We start from the raw sequence: 21,271 nt of genomic DNA, 5'->3' as shown, positions 1-21,271 counted from the left end.
GCCGCGGTTTCAATTCGGAAATTTGGTGTTTGTGGTTGCTCCTTCTGGCTGACTTCCGAGGAACAGCCGGTCCCGCGTCGGTACTGTGCGCTACCGGGGACCTGGCTCGCGCTCGAGGTGTTGGTGCGCAGCGGTGACCGCAACCACGCGGACACCGTCTCCGAAGCACTCGGCAAGGGACTCGCGCTCGCCGTGGTGCTCGAGGAGAGCTCGGTGCGCGGCGACGCAGGTGGACGGGCAGTGGCTGCTCGACGGTGAGGTCGACCGCGTCGTCGACGTGGCTGCCGCGACCCGTTGGTCATCCCGGCTCGCGCTGGCGATGAGCTGCGTTGGTTCGTGGTGCCGACCGACAACGTGGCGGTGGTCCGGCGCGAGGCGCTCGACCTCGCCCGTTCGCTCTCGTTGGTGACCTGCTCGGCCGCTCCGGCCCGCGCCGTCGTCACCACCAGCGCAGCCGATCTGCTCGAGAACGTGCGTGATCTTGCAGCGGTGCTCACCGCGGCCGAGCAACTTGGTGTCGCCGAGCAGGCAGTGGCGGACGCAGTCGCCTTCGCGAAGGAACGCGAGCAGTTCGGGCGTGCGATCGGCTCCTTCCAAGCGATCAAGCACCTGGCCGCCGACATGGCGACCGACGCCGATCTGGCCCGGTCGCTGGTGGAGCATGCGGTGTGGGCGGCCGTCGAGGCAGTGGACTCCTTGCCCGGTGCGGCGGCATCGGCACTCGTCGAGGCCTCGCGCAGCGCCTGCTCGGTCACGGCCGACAACGTGCAGATCCACGGCGGGATCGGCTTCAGCTGGGAGCACCCGGCGCACCTCTACTTCCGCAAGGCGCGCAGCAACCAGATGCTGTGGGGAGACAGCGCCGGCTGGTCCGCGCGGGCCTTCGCCGCTCACGCAGGGCGGAGCAGGCGTGACCGGCACACGGATCCCCGACGACGGCACCGTGGTCGTGGTCGGCGCCGGCTGGCCGGCGGCCGCACCTGCGTCGCGCTGCGGCAGGCCGGGCACTCGGGGCCGATCGTGCTGATCGGAGCGGAGACGCATCCGCCCTATGACCGGCCGCCGCTGAGCAAGACGGTGCTCGCGAGCCCAGAGACCGGATCCGACCTCGACCTGGACCTGTCCGGCGTCGATCTGCGCCTCGGCGTACGGGCGACCGGTCTGGATCCGGCCGGCCGGATCGTGCGCACCGACGCGGGGACGTCACGTATGACGCACTGGTGCTGGCCACTGGCGCGGAGCCCGTGGCCCTGCCCGGGACCGGCCCCCAGACCACCTTGCGCACCAAGGAGGATGCCGCCCGGATTCGGGACGGTCTGCTCCCGGGGGCCCGGGTGGTACTCATCGGTGCCGGCTGGATCGGTGCCGAGTTGGCCACCGCGGCACTGGCAGCAGACTGCAAGGTGACCTGCCTCGAGGCAGGTCCGCGCCGCTCTCCGGCCCCTCGGGGCACTGGTTGCCGAACGGTTCCTGCCGTGGTGGGACGGCATCGATCTGCGCACCGGGGCCTTCGTCGAGAGCGTCGAGGCCGAAGGGGTCCGGTTGACCGACGCCTCCCTCATTCCTGCCGACCTGGTGGTCACGGGAGTCGGCGTACGGCCGGCCAGCGGTTGGCTCGTCGACTCCGGTCTCGAGCTGTCCGGGGGCGGCGTGGCCGTCGACTCGGACGGTCGCAGCAGTGATCCGCGGGTGTTCGCCGTCGGCGACATCGCCGCGCGACACTCGCCGCGGCTGGGGGAGCGGGTGCACTCCGGGCACTGGGACGAGGCACTCAACGGTGCGGCTGCGGTCGCCCGGACGATCGTCGGACAGCCCCTTGGCGTCGACCGCGTGCCCTACTTCTGGAGTGACCAGTTCGGTCGCAAGGTCCAGTACGTCGGGCAGCACCGTCCGGGGGACCGGGTCGTGTTCCGCGAGCACGACGACCCGGCGAAGTGGGGAGTGGCGTGGGTGGATCACGCTGGGCATCTCACCGGCCACCTGAATGTCGGGTTCCCCAGGTCGATGGTGCGAGCTCGTGCGGCGCTCGAGTCAGGTGCCGTCGTCGACCCGGAGGCGATCACCCGCTTGGACGCCGGGCTGTGAGCCGCGTCAGGTCGTCCAGTGGAGGTGTCCAGCGGATTCCTGCGCATACCTTGTGACAAATCTCATGATGAATTAGGTTGCAGGGGAAGACCTTTGCGTTGGCAAAGGGTATCGCGACAGAAGGGGCTTCGCGCCATGGCCAAGAAGAAGAGCACCGCAGGTTCGAAGGAGCACGTGGGCATCCCGATCGCCTCGGGGCGATCGCTGCTGCGACCGCTGAAGGCGGCGGAAGTGGTGGCGCGTGACCTGGTCAGCGACATCGCCTCAGAGGGCCTGGTGCCAGGCGACAGCCTCGAGTCCGAGGCCGAGATGCTCAAGAAGTACGGCGTCAGTCGCGAATCGCTGCGGGAGGGGCTTCGGCTGCTTGAGGTGCAGGGGATGATCAACATCCGTCGCGGTCCCGGTGGTGGACCGTCGGTCGGCACGGTCGACCCGGCCAACCTCGGCCGCATGCACGCGCTCTTCTTCAACCTGTCCGGCGCGACCTATTCGGAGCTGTTCGAGGCATGGGTCTTTGCGGAGTCGGCGCTGGCGGGCTTCGCGGCAGCCAACCCGGACGACGAGTTGCGGCGTACGACGATGGAGGCCTTCCTGGAGGAGGAGGCGCACGAGCACGAGCACCTGGACCTCGAGCAGTTCGTGGAGGGCCACGAGTCGTTCCACAGTGCCGTCGCTGCGCTGACGGGAAACAAGGTCATGCAGCTGACCTTCAGGTCCTACGGACTCCTGGTCGCCCACCACGTGGCGACCGTCGGAGACCCGCGGCCGATCCAGGACGCACTGGTCGAGGACCACGTGCGCATCGCCAAGGCGATCGCCGAAGGCGACCGCGGCGAATCAGAACGACTGATGCGGGAGCACCTGCAGCAGGTGATTGAGATCAACATCGAACAGTTGGGTGACCTGGTCAGTGGACCGGTCGAGTGGCTCTAGCGAGGTGCTCCAGCCGCATTCCGACGTGACGCAAGGAGAGAAGAGATGAAGTTTCACGAGGCGCTGGCCCGGACGCTCAAGGCGCACGGTGTCCAGAAGATCTTTGGCCTCATGGGCGATGCCAACCTGTATGCCGTCGACAGTTTCGTCCGCGATGCCGGCGGGCAGTTCTTCCCGGTGGTCAACGAGGCCACGTGTGTGCTCGCCGCCAACGGCTACGCGCGGATCTCCGGCGAGTTGGGGGTGGCGTCGGTGACTCACGGCCCGGCCCTGACCAACACCGTCACCGCCTTGGTGGAGGGGTGCGTGAGCGCACCCCGATCCTGGTCCTAGCCGGCGACACCGCCGTGGTGGACAAGGAGAACATCCAGAGTATCTCGCAGCGCGACATCGTGATGCCCACAGGCGCCGGCTTCGAGCAGTTGCGCACACCCGAGACCTTGGGCGAGGACGTCGCGGTCGCCATCCACCGGGCCCACACGGAGCGCCGGCCGGTCGTGCTGAACATCCCGGTGGACTTCCAGTGGCTCGACGTCGAGTACGAGGAGCCTCAGGGCGTCTGGTGGGTCCGGCCGTCCGCGGCCACGCCCGGCCCTGACGACCTCGACGTCGCCGCGGGCATCGTGGCCTCGGCGAAGCGGCCGATCGTGCTGGCCGGCCGAGGCGGCGGCCAGGCCCGTGAGGCCCTCGTGCGCCTCGCCAACCGGATCGGCGCACCACTCGCTACCACCCTGCGCGGACGCGACCTCTTCCGCGGGGAGCCCCACGACCTGCACATCTTCGGCACCCTCTCGCACGAGATCGCGAGCGAGGTGATCGCCGACTCCGACTGCGTGATCGCTTTCGGTGCCGGCCTGAACAAGTGGACCACCGCCGACCACACCCTGCTCAAGGGCAAGGCGGTCGTGCAGATCGACTCCGACCTGGAGGCGATCGGTCGCTTCGAGGGCGTCACTGCCGGCGTTCACGGCGACAGTGGTGCGGTCGCCACCGCACTGGCCGACTTGCTCGACGAGGCCGAGGTGCCGTCGTCCGGCTACGCCTCGGAGGCGCTCGCCAAGCGGCTGGCGGAATTCCGGGTCGAGGACACCTTCATCGACCAGTCCACCGACGAGACCGTCGACATGCGCACCGCCATCCTGAAGATTGACGCCGCCTTCCCGCAGGACCGCAGCCTGGTCTTCGATGGCGGCCGCTTCGTGATGCACAGCTACCACCTGTTCCACGTCAAGCACCCGAACGACTACGTGCACACGGTCAACTTCGGGTCGATCGGGCTGGGCCTGGGCAACGCGATCGGCGCCGCCCAGGCTGCGGATCGGCCTACGCTCCTGGTGGCTGGCGATGGCGGGTTCATGCTCGGCAACGTGGGTGAGTTCAACTCCGCGGTGCGACACGGAGCCGACCTGGTCGTGGTGATCCTCAATGACGGCGCCTATGGCGCCGAGCACGTCCAGTTCCGGGCCAAGGGCATGGACCCGACGCCGTCGATGTTCGACTGGCCGGAGTTCGCCGACGTGGCGGAGTCGCTCGGTGGCCGCGGCTACACGGTGCGCAACCTCAAGGAGCTGGACGAGGTTCTCGCCGAGCTGCCGAACCGTGACCGGCCGGTGTTGATCGATGTGAAGCTCGACCCCGACAAGGTCACCATCCCGCACTGAGGTGTGGTGCTGATCGCAGGAACGTGATCCGGGTGGGCGCTGCCGAGTGCCTGCCCGGATTTTTGTGTCCGGATCGCGGAACAGGTTGACCTAATCATCATGAGGAATTAGTGTTCTTGGTGTCTGCCCCGCTCGATCAGGAGGAACCGTGACCAAGACCGAGGTCCCCACCGACGTCGCCCCGGTGCGCCCTGGCGAGGAGCTCGACTGGGCGCGTCTGCGTGACCATCTCCTGGCCGAGCTCCCCGAGCTGTCGGGGAGTTCTCCGTGCTCCAGTTCCCACGTGGTTCGGCCAACCTGACCTATCGGGTGCAGTTCGGTGACACCCACTTGGTGGTACGCCGCCCACCCTTCGGGGTCGTGGCAGCGGGAAGCCACGACATGGGCCGCGAATATCGCGTGCTGTCGCGGCTGCACCGGGTCTATGACCGGGCGCCGCGGGCACTGCTCCACTGCACCGACGTCGAGGTGATCGGTGCCGAGTTCTTCGTCTCCGAATACCGCGAGGGCGTCGTGGTCTGGGACCACGTGCCGGCCGCGATCTCCACTGACGTCGAGGCCAGCCGAAGGGTCGGTCTGGCCGTCGTGGACGCGCTCGCCGACCTGCACCAGGCCGACCCTGCAGCCTGCGACCTGGCCGACCTCGGTCGCCCTGACGGCTACCTCGGCAGGCAGCTGTCGGGCTGGCAACGACGCTGGGATGCCGTTGCCGACCTCTCGGAACTCCGTGACGCCGACACCACCCGGCACGACATGGCGCGACTCGGCGAGTGGCTCCTCGCGAACGAACCGCGCAGCCAGCGCGCGGGCTTCGTCCACAACGACTTCAAGATCGACAACTGCCAGTTCCGACCGGGTGATCCCGACCGAGTCCATTCCGTCTTCGACTGGGACATGGCCACCACCGGCGACCCGCTCTGCGACTTCGGCACCCTGCTCAACTACTGGCCGGACGCCTCACTGCCACAGGACCACCCCGAGCGTTTCATCGCGGCGTCAGCGACCCGCGACCTCGAGCTGCCCACCCGGGCAGAGGTCGTGGAGCGCTATGCCGCCATCAGCGACCTGGACCTCTCGCAGATCGCTTGGTACGAGGCGTTCGGCTGCTGGAAGACGGCAGTGATCCTGCAACAGCTCTATGCCCGTCACCTGCGCGGCGAGGGCACCGACCCCCGGATGCGTCAGCGCGGCGAGATGGTCGCCCCCTGGCCATTCGCGCCCTGCACCTCATCGGTGCCTGAACCGCGCCCCGAACTGAGAAACCCATGGATGTGAGGAAGCAATGAAGACAGGAACCCGAGTCGTGAGCATCGCGTGCGCCACCGAGGTGATGGTGGTGCGTGGCGCCGACGTCACGCTCGAGTGCGGGGGACACCCGATGGTGGCGGCAGGCGCGGCCGAGAGCTCGCGGTCCCTGGTCGCCGGGCTCGACCAGGGCAGCCTGCTCGGCAAGCGCTACGTGCACGTGGCCTCGGGGCTCCAGGTGCTGTGCGTGAAGCCCGGTGACGGCACGCTCTCGGTCGCCGGTGAGCCGCTCGAACTCGTTGCCAGCAAGCAGCTCCCCTCCTCGGACTGAGGTGCTCTCGTGAACCTGATCATGCTGCTCGAGATGGTGGCCCAGGCAGACCCCGACCGCGTCGCGGTGACGGCGGGCGAGCGTGACGTCACCTATGGCGAGCTCCTCACCCTTGCCCATGAGTACGCGGCCGGCATAGAGGACGGCGGCGCCCCTCTGGCGGCGTACCTCGGGGAGAACTCGCCGGAGGCGGTGGCCCTCCTGTTCGCCGCCTCGCTGAGCGGGGTGCCCTATGCCCCGATCAACTATCGGTGGACCGACGAGCAGATCACCGAGGCGCTGGGGCGGATCGCGCCCCTGACGGTGCTGGCCGACGAGGGGTGCGCGTCGCGGGTGCCGGCCATCGACTCGGTGAGCGTGCTCGAACGTCGGCCCGGCGCCGCGATGGACGGTGCGCTCCCCGACGACGACGCGGCTGCGGTGCTGCTCTTCACCAGCGGCACCACGTCCGCCCCGAAGGCTGCCGTGCTGCGCAACCGCCACCTGGTGCCCTACGTCCTCGAGACGATCGACTTCCTCAACGCGGCACCGGACGAGGCGATCCTGGTCTCCGTGCCGCCGTACCACATCGCTGCGGTCAGCTCCGTCCTCACGTCGGTCTACTCCGGACGTCGGATGGTCCAGTTGATCACCTTCGACCCGCAGCTGTGGGTCGACACGGTACGCCGCGAGAAGGTCACGCAGGCGATGGTCGTGCCGACGATGCTCAACCGGATCCTCGATGTCGTCGAAGCGGACGGGCAAGGCCTGGCTCACCTTCGGCACCTCTCGTACGGCGGGGGTCGGATGCCGGCGCAGGTCGTGGAACGAGCGATGACGCTGCTGCCCGACCTCAACCTCGTGAATGCCTACGGACTGACGGAGACCAGCTCCACCATCACGCTGCTCAGCCCCGACGACCACCGGGAAGCGGCCGCGAGCACTGATCCGACGGTTCGCGCCCGCCTGGGTTCGGTGGGCAAGGCGCTGCCGTCGATCGAGATCGAGATCCGCGATGCGGACGGGGGCGCCCTGCCTCCCGGCCGAGCCGGCGAGATCTTCGTTCGCGGCGACCAGGTCTCGGGCGAATACCTCTCCCACAAGGCGACGGACGCTTCAGGCTGGTATCCGACCCGCGACCGGGGCCACCTGGACGCGGACGGCTTCCTCTTCCTCGACGGCCGTGCCGATGACGTCATCGTCCGAGGTGGTGAGAACCTGTCGCCGTCCGAGATCGAGGATCGGCTGGGTGCTCATGCCTCTGTCGCCGAGTCGGCGGTGATCGGCGTACCCGACACGGAGTGGGGCGAGCGGGTGGAGGCGTTCGTGGTGCCGGCCGCCGGCACTGCTCCCGGCGCGCAGGAGCTCCAGGCATGGGTGCGCGAGGCGCTCCGGTCGACCAAGGTGCCGGCCGCGATCCACTTCGTCGACGAGCTGCCCTACAACGAGACCGGGAAGCTGCTGCGCCGCGAGCTCCGCGCGCAGCTGGCCCCGGCAACCTGAGTGAGACGAGGACGAGTTCGATGAGTTTCTGCAAGGACCGGGTGGTCGTCATCACCGGCGCCGGTGCCGGCATCGGTCGCGAGCACGCACTCGAGTTCGCACGGCAGGGCGCGAAGGTCGTCGTCAACGACGTCGCAGCCCCGGATGCCGTGGTCGAGGAGATCCGTGCGCTCGGTGGTGAGGCGATCGGCAGCCGTGACGACATCTCCGACTGGGACGGCGCGGGCGCCGTCATCGCTGCGGCGATCGACGCCTTCGGCACGGTGCACACCGTGGTCAACAATGCCGGGATCCTGCGCGACAAGATGCTGGTCAACATGGACGTCGACCAGTGGGACGCGGTGATCAAGGTGCACCTGCGCGGCACGTTCTGCGTCAGCCGGCACGCGATCAACCACTGGCGGGCGCAGGACAAGGCTGGTACGCCGGTCGACGCACCCCGCCTCGTCAACACGTCCTCTCCCTCGGGCCTCTTCGGGAATCCGGGGCAGATCAACTACGGCTCGGCAAAGGCCGCGATCGCTGCCTTCACGGTGCTCGCCGCCGACGAGCTGGCCCGGCTCGGTGTGGGTGTCAACGCCATCGCCCCGACCGCCCTCACCGACATGACCGCCGGGCTCGACGCCTACGTGGCAGCGGTCGAGGCGGAGCGCGAGCGCACCGGTTTCGACCCCGGCGACCCGGGCAACATCGCGCCGCTGGTCGTCTACCTGGGCAGTCCGGCCTCGGAAGGCATCACCGGCCGGGTCTTCACGATCAAGGGCGGAGAGATCTCGGTCGCCGAGACCTGGGTCAAGGGCCCGCGCGCCGTCCAGGAGAAGCGGTGGGAGGTCGACGAGATCGCCGCGACCCTTCCTGGGCTGGTGGAACGGGCCAGGCCGAACACGCAGATCAACGGAAGCCCGCGCACATGAGCGAGCAGACCACGACCCGCGTCTTCGACGGTGTCGAGGAGTTTCGTGCGGCAGTCGGCGAACTGCTCGGGGTCGGCGCCTGGACGGAGATCAGCCAGGAACGGATCAACACCTTCGCCGACGTGACGGAGGACTGGCAGTGGATCCACGTCGATGAGGAACGCAGCAAGGCCGGTCCGTACGGCGCCACCGTCGCCCACGGCTACCTGACGCTCTCGCTCATCCCCAAGCTGGGCGGTCAGATCTTCCGTGTCGACGGTCCGCGGATGGCCGTCAACTACGGCCTCAACAAGGTCCGCTTCCCCCAGCCGGTGACCGCAGGATCGCGGATCCGGGCCGTCGCCCACCTGGTCGAGGTCGCCGACGTCCCCGGCGGTGTCCAAGGAGTCGTCCGCTACTCGATCGAGATCGAGGGCCAGGACAAACCGGCGCTCGTCGCCGAGACCGTGCGCCTGCTCGTCCCCTGACCTCGCCACAGTGGCGAGTGTTGGTGCCGAGGCCGTCTTCGGTGGAGTGAATGTGCTCCAGTTCCTCCGATTCAGGGCGCATACGCTCCATTGAAGCGAGAGCGCCCCACTCAGACCGGGGCGCCACCGGTGATGGCTCCGGCGGGCTCCGCGTCGTCGACTGTGAAGTGGCCGGCGCGAGCGAGGGCGGTGAAGAGCGCGGCCGTGCCCAGGAGCATCACGGACAGGCCCAGATAGAGGTTGGCGTAACCGGTCAGGGGGATGACCAGGCCGAGCAGTGTCGGCCCGCCGGCGACGGCGCCGTCCAGGAAGATGTAGAAGGTGGAGGCCGTGACGGGCACCCGGCCAGGTGGTGCGATGGTCACGGCGATCACGGTGGCGCCGCAGAGGATGACGCCCATGCCGAACCCGCAGGCGATGCCGGCGAGGATCATCCCGACGGGACCGTCCATGGTGGCGACCAGCACCATGCTCAGGGCCAGCACGAACATGGCGGGCAGCAGCACCGGCAGCGGCCCGCGCCGGTCCAGCAGGCGGCCGGTCATCGGTCGTACCAGCATCACCATCACCGAGTAGGCGATGAAGAACCACGGCGACCAGGCAGTGAGGTCGAGTTCCAGGCTCCACGCGTCGAGGAAGCCGAAGACACTCGAATAGGCGAGGCCGATCAGCGCGATGACGAGGCAGAGCGGGAGCGCCCGCGGCTCGAAGAAACGCCGGATGCCGTGAGCGGGGGAAGGGTCCTGTCGACGGCGTCGGTGGTGCCTCGTGGCAGCGCGGCCGCGGCGAGGAAGCCGAGGAGGGCGCAGCCGCCGACCATCAGCACCACCTCGTCGTAGCCGAAGCGGTTGGCGACGGCGAGCCCTGCCGCGGGTCCCACCGCGGCGGCGAGACTGTTGCTCAGGCCGAAGTTGCCCGTTGCCTCTCCCCGGTTCGCCGAAGGTACGCCGCCGACAGCGACGGTGAGTGTCGCCGTACTCCCCAGGCCGAAGGCGAAGCCGGAGACGAAGCGGCAGAGCGTGAAGGCGACGAGGCCGAGGGGCAACAGGCACAGGGCCGTGGATGCGATCATCATCGCCGTCGTGACCATCAGCAGCAGCCGCGGCGGCACCCTGCCCATGATGGGACCGGCGAGGGGCCGGGCACTCACCGCGCCCGCCAGGAGTGCGCCGGCGACGGCGCCGCCCAGACCGAGGGAGGCGTCGTACCGCGCGACCGTGAGCAGCACCGTGATCGGCACCAGCATGAAGAAGTTGAGCGCGCTGAAGAAGTTGATCAGTGCTGCGCAGGTGAACTGGCGCGACCAGATCTGCGGACGCGTGGAGCGGTCCGCGCGGCTCACACGGTTGCGGGTGACGAGTGCCAGGCGACGTGCCGCCAGCCGTCGGAGGTCCGGGCCCAGACGGCGGTGTAGCGGATCGGGGTGATCAGGCGACTCTCGGTGGAACCGGTCGTGAGCACCGCGTGGCCGGTGACCACGGTCGTGTCGGCGTGGATGCGGATCGACTGGTCGCTGGTCTCGATGTCGGCGTAGCGGAGTTGACCCGACGTGAGCCTGGTGAGGAACTCGGTCCGGGTGTCCACGAGGCCGTTGGAGTGGGTGTAGGCCAGATCGTCGTGCATCAACTGCTCGAGCGCGGCGGTGTCTCCATCGAGGAGCGCTCCCCAGCGCAAGGACTCCAGGGCGGCGATGTCGGAGCGGTGATCTTCCATGATCGCAATTTATCATGATAATTTCGGTAGGTGAATGAGTAGCGATCGAGAATCTGCACTCGATGAGGATGGGATGGAGCCCAGCGATGCCGTACGTGATCACCCAGAACTGCTGCAACGACGCGTCGTGTGTGCCGGTGTGCCCGACCAACTGCATTCACCCGACGCCTGACGAACCGGGCTACGGCACGGCCGAGATGCTCTACATCGATCCGGACGGTTGCATTGAGTGCGGCGCCTGCCTCGACGCCTGCCCCGTCGGTGCGATCGAGCCCGACTACGACCTCCCGGAGGGGTCGATGCCCTTCCTGGAGCTCAACGCCACCTACTACGCCGACCCGGAGCGCAAGGACTACGGCCAGGACCCGTGGGAGGAGCCGGCCGGTCGCGGATGGCCCGGCAGCGCACCCACCGAACAGCTCAAGGTGGCCGTGGTGGGCACCGGGCCGGCCGCCAGCTATGCGGTCCAGCACCTCCAGGCACAGCGCGGCCTCGACGTCCAGATCGACGTTTTCGAGAGGCTGCTGACCCCTGGTGGTCTGGTGCGGTTCGGCGTCGCCCCCGACCACCAGTCGACGAAGGTGGTGTCGGAGTCCTTCGACCGGTCCCTCGGTCAGAGAGGAGTCCGCGTCCACCTCGACGTGGAGGTCGGAGTCGACGTCACCCACGAGCAACTGCGGGAGCGTTACCACGCGGTGCTGTACGGCGTCGGAGCCTCCCGGCCCCGGCGTCTCGGCATCCCGGGCGAGGAACTGGCAGGCAGCATGGGCGCCCCCGACTTCGTGGCCTGGTACAACGGTCACCCCGACAAGCGTGACCTCGACGTCGACCTGACGACCGATCGGGCGGTGGTGATCGGAAACGGCAACGTGGCCTTCGACGTGGCCCGGGTGCTCGCGGCCGGGGTCGAGCACCTCGGCGCGACCGACATCGCCGACCACGCCCTCGTCGCGCTCGGTGGCAGTCGGCTCAGGGAGATCCGGGTCGTCGCGCGTCGGGGCGCCGGAGTCTCGGCGTTCACGACGCCGGAGCTGCACGGGTTGAAGGAACTGCTGGGGGACCGGCTGATCCGGGTCGAGGAGCTAGGACCGGGGCCCGCGGAGCCGGGCGCGCTCGACGACTACAAGATGCAGCTGATCAGGAGCCTGCCGACCGAGGCGCCGGCCGGCGCCGGCCCGGTGGTCGTGCTCGACTACTGCCGCGCTCCCGTGGGCCTGCTGGGCGAGGAACGGGTCGAGGGGATTCGCTTGGCGCGCACCGAGGTCGACGCGACGACGGGTGCCGTGACCGTGACGGACGTGGTGGATGAGGTGCCCGCAGGACTGGTCATCAGCGCAGCGGGCTACCGGGCCCGCCCGTTGCCCGGCCTGCCGTTCGACGAGGCACGCTCGGTGATCCCGAACCAGGATGGCCGCGTCGCCGATCCCGCCACGGGCGCGGTGCTCGATGGCGTCTACGTGACCGGGTGGGCAAAGCGCGGTGCGTCCGGAGTCATCGGGACCAACCGGCAGTGCGCCCGGCAGACGGTCGAGGCACTCCTGGCGGACTGGGCCGAAGGCGTACTCACGTCCCCGACGGAAGCGGGCGACGTACTGGAGCTGGTGCCGCAGGCGCACGGCCTGGACACGTGGCGCCGCATCGACAGCCACGAGCGTTCGTCGGGGCGCGCCGCCCGCCGCCCACGGATCAAGATCGTCGATCCGGCCGAGCAGTTGGCGTTGCTCGCGCAGGCCTGAGCAGCGTCTGCCGGCCAAGGCGCCCGACGCTCACCTGGTCGGGTCGAGCAACTGGGCCAGGTGCACCGACGGCCGCTCGCGCAGGTCGGCGATCTGCGTGCGGCAGGAGAAACCGTCAGCGAGGACGACGGCGTCCGTCGCTGCGTCCAGTGCCGGCAGCAACTGCTGCTGGGCGACGGCGACGGACACGTCGTAGTGGCCGATCTCCACGCCGAAGTTGCCGGCCAGTCCGCAGCAGCCGGAGAGCCGGTTCGTCCTGGCGCCGGTGCGGGCCAGCAGCGCGGCATCGGCATCCCAGCCCAGGACTGCGTGGTGGTGGCAGTGCGGCTGGATGACCAGCTCGACGTCGGACAGGTCCGGTGGCTGGTAGCCGTCCGTCTCGGCCAGCAGCTCGGCGAGGGTGCGGGTCGCCCCGGCCACGGCGAGCGCATCGGCATCGCCGGGCAGCAGTTCGAGGGCATCGCTGCGGAGCACGGCCGTGCATGAGGGCTCGATGCCCACGATGGGTACGCCGTCGCGTGCGGCAGGTGCCAGTGCGGCCACCGTCCGGCTGACGATCCGCCGCGCAGCATCCAGTTGGCCTGTGGTGATCCACGTCAGTCCGCAGCATTCCCGCTTCTCCAGCGTGTACGGCGCCCAACCGGCTCCCTCGAGCACCCGCACCACCGAGGCCAGCACCTCGGGGTCGAAGTGGTTGGAGAACGAATCGGCGAAGAGCAGCGCCGGGCGACCTGCGGACGCGGAGCCTCGGAAGGTGCGCAGGAACGGTCGTGGTGCGAACCGCGGGATCGACCTGCGGGCGTCGACCCCTGCCAGACGGAGGATGAGAGCGCCGACGAGCGGCAATCGCACGAGCAGGTTGGCGAGACGAGGAATGCGCGAGGCGAGCGCTGCCCACAGCGGGAGCCGTCCCAGTGCGTAGTGCGGCCGCGGTCTGAGCCGGCGCCGATAGGTCTGGTGGAGCACCTCCGACTTGTAGGTCGCCATGTCGATCCCGGTCGGGCAGTCGGAGGCGCAGCCCTTGCAGGACAGGCAGAGGTCGAGGGAGTCGTGCACCTCGGGCGCATCCCAGGCGAGCTCGCCCCTCACCACCTCCTGCAGCACCCGCGCCCGGCCTCGGGTCGAGTCCTTCTCCTCGCGGGTGGCGAGGTAGGAGGGGCACATCACGCCGGAGCTGGCCGAGTTGTCTGCCCGGCACTTGCCGACGCCAGTGCAGCGATGTACGGCCCGGGAGAAGTCGCCGCCATCGTGCGGATGGGCCAGGGCCAGTTGTCGCCGCACCGGGGAGCCCGGCCAACCGCACGTCTGCGGACACGGGGTCCGGGTCGACCAGCACGCCGGGGTTGAGCAGGTTGGTGGGGTCGAAGGCGTGCTTGAGCTTCCCGAAGAGAGCGATCGCATCAGGGGAATACATGTGCGGGAGCAACTCGCTGCGGGCGCGTCCGTCGCCGTGCTCACCGGAGAGCGAGCCACCGAACTCTCCGACGAGCTTCGCCGCCTCGGTGAGGAACTCGCGCAGGACGGCCGAGCCGTCCGGGCGGTCGAGTGGGAGGTCCAGCCGCACGTGCAGGCAGCCCTCACCGAAGTGACCGAACGGCGCTGAGGTCATCCCGTACACGGCGACCAGCTCGTCGAACCGGGCGAGGTAGCGACCGAGCGATGCAGGCGGTACGGCGGCGTCCTCCCAACCCGGCCAGGCTGGCAGGTCCGAAGGCGCGCGGCCGGCGAGCCCGGCGCCGTCCTCCCGGATCCGCCACAGTCGGGTCTGGTGGGCCGGATCGTCGACGACGAGTGAGTCGGTGCACGAGATGTCGGCAACGAGCCGTCGGGCGCGGTCACGCACCTCGCCCAGGTGGTCACCCGCGAACTCGACGAAGAGCCAGGCTCGGCCGCGGGGGAGCGGTGGGACGGCAGCGTCACCGCGTCGACTCCGGAGGACGTCGACCAGCCGCGAGTCCAAGCCTTCGCACGAGATGGGGCCGTGCGCGACGACCGAGGCCGACGCTTCACCGGCGGCGACGATGTCGTCGAATCCGAGCACCGCCACGACACGTACGGGAGCGTCCGTCACCAGTTGCACGGTCGCCTCGGTGACGATGCCCAGGGTCCCCTCGGAGCCGACGAGGGCCCGGGTCAGGTCGAAGCGTTCGGGCAGGAGGTGATGCGCGGCGTACCCGGAGACCTGTCGTCCGAACCGGTCGAACTCCGTGCGCACGGTGGCCAGGTGCCGCGCCATCACCCGACGTAGGTCGTCCACGAGGTCTTCGCCGCCGCGGACCCATGCCAGCCCGTCGGTGCGACCGGTCTCGACCATCTCACCGGCGGCGGTCAACATGCGGAGTCCCGCGACGTTGTCCGAGGTCCGCCCGTAGGCGAGCGATCGTGAGCCGCAGGCGTTGTTTCCGATCATCCCGCCGATCGTGCAGCGTGAATGTGTCGACGGATCCGGCCCGAACCTCAGTCCGTGGGGTGCCACCGCCTCCTGCAGCACCGCATGCACCGTGCCGGGCTGTACGACGGCAGTCCGGTCCGCCGGGTCGATCGACAAGACCTTGCCCAGGTGCCGGGAGAAGTCGAGCACGATCCCGCGCCCGATCGCGTTGCCGGCAACGGACGTGCCGGCGCCGCGGGAGGTGACCGGCGTGCCGGTCGACCGGGCGATGTCCAACGTCGCCGCCACGTCGTCGGTGTCGCGCGGTCGCACCACCGCCAGGGGCGGGATTCGATAGAGCGAGGCGTCCGACGAATACATCGCGCGGGTGCCCGCGTCATCGCGGAACTCGAGGCCCGCGCGCCGAAGTGCTTCGGCGAGCTCGCGCGTTCTCTTCATGCCGCGCCGGTCAGCGCGCGAGGTAGCCGGCGTCGACGGCCAGGCTGTGGCCCGTCACGTAGGACGAACGGTCGGAGCACAGCCACAGGCTAGCCTCCGCGATCTCGTCCGGAGTGCCGAGCCGCCCGAAGAGGCTGAGGGCGAACTCGTCGCTCGGGACGATGCCGCTGGCCGCGCGAGCCTCCCGGATCATCGGTGTGTCGACCCCTCCCGGCAGCACGGCGTTGATCCGGATCCCGTCCTTGCCGTGCTCGATCGCGGCGACCTTGGTGAGGCCGACGACGCCGTGCTTGGCGGCGACGTACCCGGGGTTGCTGGGCCGTGGGCGCTGGGAGCTGACCGACCCGATGTTCACGATCGACCCGCGCTCCTGGGCCTGCATCTGGCGGAGCTCGTACTTGAGGCAGAGCGCGACGCCACGCAGGTCGACTGCGATCACCCGGTCGAACGCGTCGATGTCGAGGTCGACCAAGGGGCGGGTGTCGGGCCGGACCGCGGCGTTGTTGACAGCGCAGTCGAGGCTGCCGTGGCGCTCCACGGTGGTGGTCACGAGCGCGGCGACGTCCTCCTCGCGCGACACGTCCGCACGGAAGAAGCTGGCCTTGCCGCCGGCTTCGCGGATGGCTGCGACGACGGCCTCGCCTGCCTGCTCCTGCACGTCCGAGACAACCACGGTCGCTCCGGCTCGGGCGAGCGCGTGGGCGGTCGCCTCGCCCATGCCGGCAGCTGCACCGGTCACCAGGGCGACGCGGTTCTCGAGCTCTGTCATTGCATCTCCTGGGAGTTCACGGTGTCGGTCAGGTCGAGTACGACCTTGAAGCGGCCCTGCGCCGGCCGCTGGGCGTGCTCATAGGCTGCTTGGACCTCGGTGCGACCGAAGGTGTGCGTGACGAGGGTCTTGGCCAGCGTGGGGTGCTCGAGTAGGTAGCGGTCGGCGCGGGCGAGGGCATCGGCGCGATGCAGGGTGCCGCCTGCCATGAGCGTCAGGTGTTGGCGGACCAGGCGTTCCATGTCGAGGGGATAGATGTCTGAGTCGGGGACGCCGAAGTAGAAGACCACCCCGTCCTCCGTGCAGGCTTCGATCGCGTGTTGCAGCGTGGCCACCTGGTGCCCCACCGCTTCCACCACGACCTGCGGGCGCTGGTCGGGAGTCAAGGCGGCGGCCCACTCCCCGGTGTCGGCGCAGACGAACTCGTCGATGCCGAGAGCACCGGCATCCGCGGAACGGTCGATCCGGTCGACTCCGATCACCCGGCCGGCGCCGCGGGTGCGCAACACGTGGGTGAACAGGGCGCCGATCGGGCCGACTCCGAGGACTGCGCAGGTCTTGCCGGTGACGTCGCCGAGCCGGTCGACGGCGTGCAGCACACACGCGATCGGCTGCAGGAGGACGGCCTCGGCCGCCGACCATCCGGGGTCGTGGGTCGCGAGGCTGTCGCCGCCGGTGACCACGAGCTCGGCCAGGCCGTCGAAGCGTTCGGCCCAGCCGACGACCTGGTCACCGGGCCGGTGGCCGTCGTGCCGACTCGCGAGCACGGTGCCGACGACCTCGTGCATCGGGAAGCCTGCCGGACCGCTGAGGCCGGGTACGACGTCGAGTCCGGTCCGGTTCGGCGCGCCGCGGAAGAACGGTACGTCGCTTCCGCAGATCCCGCCCGCCCGCACCTCGACGAGCACGTCGCCCTCCTCGAGGTCGTCCGTCACGGGTCGCGCCACGGTGACATCGCTGAAGTGCCCCGGCTGGGCAAGCGCCGCAGCCCACATCGATTCCGCGCTCACGAGCAGTTCTGCCGGCGTGCGGGCGAGGTCGGCTGGTCGGTTCATGTTTTGATCATGATGAATTTGCTCCAAAGGTGTCAACTCGCTTGACAAGGCTATTTCTCATGATGAACTATTCAGTGGTGGGCATCACAACGAAGCCCGATTCTTGAGCTCTTGGAGGTACCCCGGTGAAGGTCACGAAGACGCTGGCGGCGGGGCTGGTCTCGCTTTCGATCCTGGCGACGACAGCAGCATGTGGGGGCTCCGACGAGGGCCCGGCGGACGGCGAGATGCAGGTGATGATGTTCCCCGGCGTCGCCTACCGCCTTCCCGTGATGGTGGCCCAGGAGAAGGGGTTCTTCGACGACGCGGATGTCAAGATCGACATCATCGCGCAGCCGAACAACCTGCAGGGGATCCAGGCCATCGAGGCCACCAAGTCGCAGGCCGGCATGATGTCGGCGACGACCTTCGCGCAGGGCGTGCAGGCTGGCAGCGACGTCAAGATGTTCTGCGGCGGCATCCGCTACGCACAGTCGGCGATCATCGCCACGGCGGACTCCGAGCTGCCGAGCGTGGACGACGGGGCCACCCCCGAGGAGGTCCTGAAGGCGCTCGACGGCAAGAAGGTCGGCGCCCAGACTCCTGCCGGTTCCGGGTTCCAGATGCTGCTCGAGGCGGCGTTCGACGAGGCCGGCGTCAAGGACATCACCTGGGTCAACGTCGGCGGTAGCAACTCGGTCACGCAGGCCTCGTTGCAGAACGGCGACGTCGATGCTGCGCAGGCAAGCCCTCCCGGCACCCAGACGCTGGAGGAGAACGGCGTCTCCAAGACGCTGATCTACATGCCCGAGCACACCAGCATCTATCGAGACCTCTACGGCAGCGGCTGGGTCGGCCCGACGAAGTGGCTGGACGACAATCCCGAGACTGCCAAGTCCTTCTGCGACGCGACCGCCAAGGCACTGGACTACATCGCTGACGAGGCCAACCACGACGAGGTCCGCGCGATCTTCATGAAGGACACCGGGGTCAACGACGAGACTGTCGCCGACGCCGTACTCGCGACGTACGTCGACTACTCGGCCGACGTGCCCGTGGACGTCCTCGAAGCCTCCTTCGCCAAGTACGAGGAACTGGGCATCACCAAGCCGGAGCCGGCCCTCGACGCCACCGAACTGGTCGACACGGTCGGTCGGTGACGCCATGAGCTCCACGATCTCAGCAGGAGGGGAACGCGCGTGAAGAACAGCGCGGACGTGCCCACGGGCGGAGGGGAACCGACGCTCTCCTTCGAAGGAGTGCGCCAGGTCTTCGCCATGCCGAAGCAGCGTGGCAAGGACGCTCCGGTCGCCAAGAGCGTGGTCGCGCTGGACAACGTCGACCTCGAGGTGCCCACCGGTCAGTTCGTCGCCCTGGTGGGTGCCAGCGGCTGTGGCAAGACCACGCTGCTCAACATGGTGGCCGGGCTGGTCTCGCCCACCTCGGGAGTGGTGCGGGTCAACCAGAAGGCGCCGAAGGTCGCCAACCTGGACATCGGCTACATGTTCGCGCGCGATGCTCTCCTCCCTGGCGCAGCGCACGTCGCAACGTCGAGGTGCCGTTGGAGGTCCGTGGTTGGGATCGCAAGCGGCGGCATGCGCGGGCGATGGAGATGCTCGATCTCGTCGGCCTGCAGGACAAGCACACCCAATACAGGATGCAGTTGTCCCAGGGCATGCGACAGCGCGTCGCGCTGGCACGCACGCTGGCGGCGGATCCCTCGATCCTGCTGATGGACGAGCCGTTCGCAGCCCTGGATGCGCGTACCAAGCTCACCCTCCAGGCCGAGTTCCTCCGGATCTGGGAGGGACAGAAGGCGAAGGGAGAGAAGAAGACGGTGCTCTTCGTGACCCACGACCTCCAGGAGGCCGTGCTGCTCGCCGACCGGGTCGTCATCATGCTCCCCAACCCGGGACGCGTGGCGGAGGACATCCTCGTCGACTTGCCCCGGCCGCGCGCCGAGGACCTCGGCGAAATGATGTACACGCCGGAGTTCCGGTCGATCACCCAGTCACTCTTCGACCGTCTCGAGGGCGCCATCGCCGACGGTCAGGGGCCCGCGGCAGAGAGGAAGTCGCCATGACCACGCTGCAAGAGGCGCCTCCGGTCGGCACCCCATCCGATGAGGAGGCAGTGCGCCCGCCCTCCACCGCCGTACGACGCCTGGTCGTCACGGCGATCCAGGTCGCCCTGGTCGCCGGGTTCCTCGGTCTGTGGGAGCTCGCCTCCCGACGCGAGTGGATCGACCCGCTCCTGTTTGGCCGACCCAGCGAGGTCTGGACCGCGTTCTTCGAGTACGTGCCGTCAGAAGCCGGCATCGAGTCGATGAAGGCGACCATGACCGCGGTGGCCCTGGCCTTCGTGATCGGTTCGGTCGTGGGCACGGTGGCTGGTCTCGTGCTCGGGCTCAGCAAGTGGTGCGACGACATCTTCGGCCCGTTCCTGGTGCCGCTGAACAGCATCCCGCGCATCGCACTCGCGCCGATGTTCATCGCCTGGTTCGGTCTCACCACTGACGCGAAGGTCTTCCTGGCCGTCACGATCGTCTTCTTCATCCTCGCCGAGAACGCTCGTTCGGCGGTCAAGTCGGTCGACCCCGACCTGATGACGATGGCCAAGGTCGTCGGCCTCAAGCGGGCCAGCCTGCTGTGGAAGGTTGTCCTTCCGTCGGCGGTGCCGACCTTGTTCGCCGGGCTCCGGCTGACCTTCACCTATTCACTCCTGGGCGTCATCGCTTCGGAGATGATCGCGGCAACCGCTGGTATCGGCCAGGACATCGTCCTCTACTCATCCGGCTACCAGATCAACACGGTGTTCGCGATCATCATCGAACTGGTGATCCTGGCGGTGGTGCTCAACGCGATCTTCCAGGCAGTGGAGCGTCGACTGCTCCGCTGGCAGGACTGATCATTCCCGTCGGCCCGTTCCCGTCGGCTCCGAATCGCCCGGTGCGGCTCGGAGCCGGCGTGTCGGGACCCCTTCACTTGAGGAGAAGCAAGATGCGGATCTCGTTGATGTTCGCCGGCGGTGGCGGGATGACGGTGCGCGACATGGTCGACCTCGCCGTCGAGGCGGAGGCGGCCGGCGCTGACGGAGTGTTCCTCCCGGAGGCCTGGCGCTCGGGCTTCGTCACGATCACCGCCATCGCGGCTGCGACCGAACGGATCGAGATCGGCCCCTACGTCGTCAATGCCCACGCTCACAGTCCGCTCTTCACCGGGATCGCTGCGGTCGACCTCGACGAGTTCTCCAACGGTCGGCTGGTGCTCGGCGTCGGCAGCGGCAACAAGGTCACCAACGAGCGCTACCAGGGGATCCCCGTCGTCAAGCCGCTCGCCAAGATGCGCGACTACGTGGCCGTCCTGCACCGGGTCACCCGCGCAGGGCGTGGCACCCGGGTCGACCACGACGGCACCATGCACTCGACGTCCGGTTGGCATGCGCAGGTGCAGCCCGTGCGCCCTGATCTTCCCGTGGTGCTGGCCGCGACCTCCCCGCGGATGACCCGGATGGCGGGCGAGGTCGCCGACGGCGTCGCCCTCGGAAGCCTGCTCGGCGTGGAGCACATCCGTCAGCTCCTACGCGACGAACTCGTCGGCGTGGACGCCGACTTCCGCGTGATGGCGTCGGCCTTCGTGGCCGTGCACGAGGACCGGGAGGTCGCTCGCGATGCCGCCCGCAGTGCGGTGGTCAATCTCTTCGCCGGGAAGCCACACCCCCACTACGACTCCCTGCTACGGCAACAGGGCCATGCCAACGTCGCCGATGCGATCATCGACGCCGTCGCCGCAGACGACATCCTGGCCGCCCACCGTGCCGTCTCCGATGAGGTCCTGAACGCCTTGACCATCTGCGGGACCGTCGGCGACTGCATCGCCGGCATCGATCGCTACCGTGGTGTCGTCTCCGACCTGATCCTGGTCAACGCCTCGGGCATGCGTTATCAAGAGGGCGACGAGGCTGTCGGCAACGAGGGCAGTGAGCTCGTCAGGTCCTTCGACCCGATCATGGACCTGCTGCGGGCACTCCGCAGCGGGGGCCGATCGGGCTGAGCACAGGCAGGTGAATGGC

At 68.8% G+C, this 21,271-nt stretch carries 21 protein-coding genes and 5 pseudogenes; 20 read left to right on the top strand and 6 right to left on the bottom strand.

Annotated features, from left to right (window positions below):
* The first annotated feature begins 123 nt into the window (after positions 1 to 123).
* The 13 genes and pseudogenes from L1066_RS26730 to L1066_RS12715 all read left to right on the top strand — a co-directional run bounded on the left by L1066_RS26730 (position 124) and on the right by L1066_RS12715 (position 9,118).
* Positions 124 to 258 (top strand): hypothetical protein, encoded by a 135-nt coding sequence (locus tag L1066_RS26730; RefSeq protein WP_283095386.1) that lies wholly within the window; start codon positions 124 to 126, stop codon positions 256 to 258.
* Positions 259 to 336: 78 nt separating this feature from the next.
* Positions 337 to 849: pseudogene (locus L1066_RS28640) on the top strand (acyl-CoA dehydrogenase family protein); the annotation flags it as partial.
* 371 nt (positions 850 to 1,220) lie between these two features.
* Positions 1,221 to 1,370, top strand: a pseudogene (locus L1066_RS28635) (FAD-dependent oxidoreductase); the annotation flags it as partial.
* Between the two features lie 82 nt (positions 1,371 to 1,452).
* On the top strand, positions 1,453 to 2,085 hold the full coding sequence (locus tag L1066_RS26720; RefSeq protein ID WP_312007697.1) for an FAD-dependent oxidoreductase: 633 nt from the start codon (positions 1,453 to 1,455) through the stop codon (positions 2,083 to 2,085).
* A 135-nt stretch (positions 2,086 to 2,220) separates the two neighbouring features.
* Positions 2,221 to 3,018 carry a FadR/GntR family transcriptional regulator gene (locus L1066_RS12755; RefSeq protein ID WP_235736675.1) on the top strand — a complete coding sequence of 266 codons (798 nt, stop codon included), beginning with the start codon at positions 2,221 to 2,223 and terminating at the stop codon, positions 3,016 to 3,018.
* A 45-nt stretch (positions 3,019 to 3,063) separates the two neighbouring features.
* Entirely contained in the window at positions 3,064 to 3,351 is a 288-nt protein-coding gene (locus tag L1066_RS26715; RefSeq protein WP_283095384.1) for a thiamine pyrophosphate-binding protein, read from the top strand.
* A complete protein-coding gene (locus L1066_RS26710) occupies positions 3,321 to 4,679 on the top strand; it encodes a thiamine pyrophosphate-binding protein (RefSeq protein ID WP_312007681.1) in 1,359 nt (452 codons plus the stop codon). Before L1066_RS26715 ends, L1066_RS26710 begins: the two co-directional genes overlap by 31 nt.
* Before the next feature lie 148 nt (positions 4,680 to 4,827).
* A complete protein-coding gene (locus L1066_RS12740) occupies positions 4,828 to 4,980 on the top strand; it encodes a hypothetical protein (protein WP_235736674.1) in 153 nt (50 codons plus the stop codon).
* Positions 4,947 to 5,954 carry a phosphotransferase family protein gene (locus L1066_RS12735; protein ID WP_235736673.1) on the top strand — a complete coding sequence of 336 codons (1,008 nt, stop codon included), beginning with the start codon at positions 4,947 to 4,949 and terminating at the stop codon, positions 5,952 to 5,954. Before L1066_RS12740 ends, L1066_RS12735 begins: the two co-directional genes overlap by 34 nt.
* Positions 5,955 to 5,982: 28 nt before the next feature.
* Positions 5,983 to 6,255, top strand: a complete 273-nt coding sequence (locus tag L1066_RS12730) for a hypothetical protein (protein ID WP_235736672.1) — start codon at positions 5,983 to 5,985, stop codon at positions 6,253 to 6,255.
* A 9-nt stretch (positions 6,256 to 6,264) separates the two neighbouring features.
* Positions 6,265 to 7,737: a class I adenylate-forming enzyme family protein gene (locus L1066_RS12725; RefSeq protein WP_235736671.1), complete on the top strand. Its 1,473-nt coding sequence runs from the start codon at positions 6,265 to 6,267 to the stop codon at positions 7,735 to 7,737.
* A 20-nt stretch (positions 7,738 to 7,757) separates the two neighbouring features.
* Entirely contained in the window at positions 7,758 to 8,651 is an 894-nt protein-coding gene (locus L1066_RS12720; RefSeq protein WP_235736670.1) for an SDR family NAD(P)-dependent oxidoreductase, read from the top strand.
* Positions 8,648 to 9,118, top strand: a complete 471-nt coding sequence (locus L1066_RS12715) for a MaoC family dehydratase (RefSeq protein WP_235736669.1) — start codon at positions 8,648 to 8,650, stop codon at positions 9,116 to 9,118. The genes L1066_RS12720 and L1066_RS12715 overlap by 4 nt, the downstream gene beginning before the upstream one ends.
* Positions 9,119 to 9,228: 110 nt before the next feature.
* Here the strand turns inward: L1066_RS12715 and L1066_RS28630 are convergent, their stop codons facing one another.
* From L1066_RS28630 to L1066_RS12705, 3 genes are read right to left on the bottom strand one after another with little or no spacing between them, the layout of a single operon-like run.
* The gene (locus L1066_RS28630) at positions 9,229 to 9,840 is read right to left on the bottom strand and encodes an MFS transporter (RefSeq protein ID WP_376707675.1); all 612 of its coding nucleotides are present in this window, start codon (positions 9,838 to 9,840) and stop codon (positions 9,229 to 9,231) included.
* Positions 9,786 to 10,460: an MFS transporter gene (locus tag L1066_RS28625; RefSeq protein ID WP_376707671.1), complete on the bottom strand. Its 675-nt coding sequence runs from the start codon at positions 10,458 to 10,460 to the stop codon at positions 9,786 to 9,788. Before L1066_RS28625 ends, L1066_RS28630 begins: the two co-directional genes overlap by 55 nt.
* Positions 10,457 to 10,831, bottom strand: coding sequence for a nuclear transport factor 2 family protein (locus tag L1066_RS12705; protein ID WP_235736668.1), 375 nt, complete (start codon positions 10,829 to 10,831; stop codon positions 10,457 to 10,459). The genes L1066_RS28625 and L1066_RS12705 overlap by 4 nt, the downstream gene beginning before the upstream one ends.
* 86 nt (positions 10,832 to 10,917) lie before the next feature.
* On the opposite strand from L1066_RS12705, the gene L1066_RS12700 reads away from it, so the two are divergent.
* Complete coding sequence (locus tag L1066_RS12700) at positions 10,918 to 12,567, top strand: FAD-dependent oxidoreductase (protein ID WP_235736667.1); 1,650 nt, start codon at positions 10,918 to 10,920, stop codon at positions 12,565 to 12,567.
* A 30-nt stretch (positions 12,568 to 12,597) separates the two neighbouring features.
* Here L1066_RS12700 and L1066_RS29175 read toward each other — a convergent pair.
* From L1066_RS29175 to L1066_RS12680, 3 genes and pseudogenes are all read right to left on the bottom strand, one after another.
* Positions 12,598 to 15,397, bottom strand: a pseudogene (locus L1066_RS29175) (FAD-binding and (Fe-S)-binding domain-containing protein).
* 10 nt (positions 15,398 to 15,407) lie between these two features.
* The gene (locus L1066_RS12685) at positions 15,408 to 16,166 is read right to left on the bottom strand and encodes an SDR family NAD(P)-dependent oxidoreductase (RefSeq protein ID WP_235736665.1); all 759 of its coding nucleotides are present in this window, start codon (positions 16,164 to 16,166) and stop codon (positions 15,408 to 15,410) included.
* Entirely contained in the window at positions 16,163 to 17,221 is a 1,059-nt protein-coding gene (locus tag L1066_RS12680) for a zinc-dependent alcohol dehydrogenase (protein ID WP_235736664.1), read from the bottom strand. The genes L1066_RS12685 and L1066_RS12680 overlap by 4 nt, the downstream gene beginning before the upstream one ends.
* Before the next feature lie 125 nt (positions 17,222 to 17,346).
* On the opposite strand from L1066_RS12680, the gene L1066_RS12675 reads away from it, so the two are divergent.
* From L1066_RS12675 to L1066_RS12655, 6 genes and pseudogenes are all read left to right on the top strand, one after another.
* A complete protein-coding gene (locus L1066_RS12675) occupies positions 17,347 to 18,360 on the top strand; it encodes an ABC transporter substrate-binding protein (RefSeq protein ID WP_235736663.1) in 1,014 nt (337 codons plus the stop codon).
* A 117-nt stretch (positions 18,361 to 18,477) separates the two neighbouring features.
* Positions 18,478 to 18,723, top strand: a pseudogene (locus L1066_RS28620) (ATP-binding cassette domain-containing protein); the annotation flags it as partial.
* Between the two features lie 32 nt (positions 18,724 to 18,755).
* Positions 18,756 to 18,890 (top strand): annotated as a pseudogene (locus L1066_RS28615) (nitrate ABC transporter ATP-binding protein); the annotation flags it as partial.
* Between the two features lie 42 nt (positions 18,891 to 18,932).
* Positions 18,933 to 19,283, top strand: coding sequence for a hypothetical protein (locus tag L1066_RS12665; RefSeq protein WP_235736661.1), 351 nt, complete (start codon positions 18,933 to 18,935; stop codon positions 19,281 to 19,283).
* Positions 19,280 to 20,107 carry an ABC transporter permease gene (locus L1066_RS12660; RefSeq protein ID WP_235736660.1) on the top strand — a complete coding sequence of 276 codons (828 nt, stop codon included), beginning with the start codon at positions 19,280 to 19,282 and terminating at the stop codon, positions 20,105 to 20,107. Before L1066_RS12665 ends, L1066_RS12660 begins: the two co-directional genes overlap by 4 nt.
* A 92-nt stretch (positions 20,108 to 20,199) precedes the next feature.
* Positions 20,200 to 21,252 carry an LLM class flavin-dependent oxidoreductase gene (locus tag L1066_RS12655; protein ID WP_235736659.1) on the top strand — a complete coding sequence of 351 codons (1,053 nt, stop codon included), beginning with the start codon at positions 20,200 to 20,202 and terminating at the stop codon, positions 21,250 to 21,252.
* Positions 21,253 to 21,271: the final 19 nt, after the last annotated feature.

It is taken from the genome of Nocardioides alcanivorans (genome assembly GCF_021555175.1).
Classification (GTDB): domain Bacteria; phylum Actinomycetota; class Actinomycetes; order Propionibacteriales; family Nocardioidaceae; genus Nocardioides; species Nocardioides alcanivorans.
This window is presented reverse-complemented; position numbering and strand designations above follow the sequence as displayed.

What these genes read in the sequence shown, in the direction of transcription:
- L1066_RS12700 (WP_235736667.1), top strand. Translation starts at nt 10,918, where the DNA reads ATGCCGTACGTGATCACCCAGAACTGCTGCAACGACGCGTCGTGTGTG.
- L1066_RS12715 (WP_235736669.1), top strand. Translation starts at nt 8,648, where the DNA reads ATGAGCGAGCAGACCACGACCCGCGTCTTCGACGGTGTCGAGGAGTTT.
- L1066_RS12665 (WP_235736661.1), top strand. Translation starts at nt 18,933, where the DNA reads ATGGACGAGCCGTTCGCAGCCCTGGATGCGCGTACCAAGCTCACCCTC.
- L1066_RS12755 (WP_235736675.1), top strand. Translation starts at nt 2,221, where the DNA reads ATGGCCAAGAAGAAGAGCACCGCAGGTTCGAAGGAGCACGTGGGCATC.
- L1066_RS12655 (WP_235736659.1), top strand. Translation starts at nt 20,200, where the DNA reads ATGCGGATCTCGTTGATGTTCGCCGGCGGTGGCGGGATGACGGTGCGC.
- L1066_RS26715 (WP_283095384.1), top strand. Translation starts at nt 3,064, where the DNA reads ATGAAGTTTCACGAGGCGCTGGCCCGGACGCTCAAGGCGCACGGTGTC.
- L1066_RS12705 (WP_235736668.1), bottom strand. Translation starts at nt 10,831, where the DNA reads ATGGAAGATCACCGCTCCGACATCGCCGCCCTGGAGTCCTTGCGCTGG.
- L1066_RS12685 (WP_235736665.1), bottom strand. Translation starts at nt 16,166, where the DNA reads ATGACAGAGCTCGAGAACCGCGTCGCCCTGGTGACCGGTGCAGCTGCC.
- L1066_RS12660 (WP_235736660.1), top strand. Translation starts at nt 19,280, where the DNA reads ATGACCACGCTGCAAGAGGCGCCTCCGGTCGGCACCCCATCCGATGAG.
- L1066_RS12680 (WP_235736664.1), bottom strand. Translation starts at nt 17,221, where the DNA reads ATGAACCGACCAGCCGACCTCGCCCGCACGCCGGCAGAACTGCTCGTG.
- L1066_RS12720 (WP_235736670.1), top strand. Translation starts at nt 7,758, where the DNA reads ATGAGTTTCTGCAAGGACCGGGTGGTCGTCATCACCGGCGCCGGTGCC.